The 235-nt window shown below is 37.0% G+C and carries 1 pseudogene; it reads right to left on the bottom strand.

Annotation, left to right across the window (positions count from 1 at the left end):
- Nucleotides 1-235, bottom strand: a pseudogene (locus SB658_RS27620) (class I SAM-dependent methyltransferase); the annotation flags it as partial.

Raw genomic sequence — 235 nt, 5'->3', positions numbered from 1 at the left:
CGAACAAACAAATACTCAGTAGAGTTTAAGTTTGTCTCTATACGTTCGATAAACTGAATATCACTAAAGATATAAGCAGAGCCCTCGTTATGTACCAATAGATTAATCCCGCTTTTCTTCCATTGTTCCCGCTGTTTTAAAGATCCTACCTTTGCAAGCTCACTATACGTCAGTACTTTTTCAATAATGCGATACGCTTCTTCATCTAAAGACAATCCATCTAACACTTGCAACG

This window comes from Bacillus sp. SIMBA_008, from assembly GCF_046535495.1.
Classification (GTDB): domain Bacteria; phylum Bacillota; class Bacilli; order Bacillales; family Bacillaceae; genus Bacillus; species Bacillus subtilis.
The sequence above is the reverse complement of the archived record's forward strand: the minus strand, read 5'-3'. Positions and strand labels throughout refer to the sequence as shown.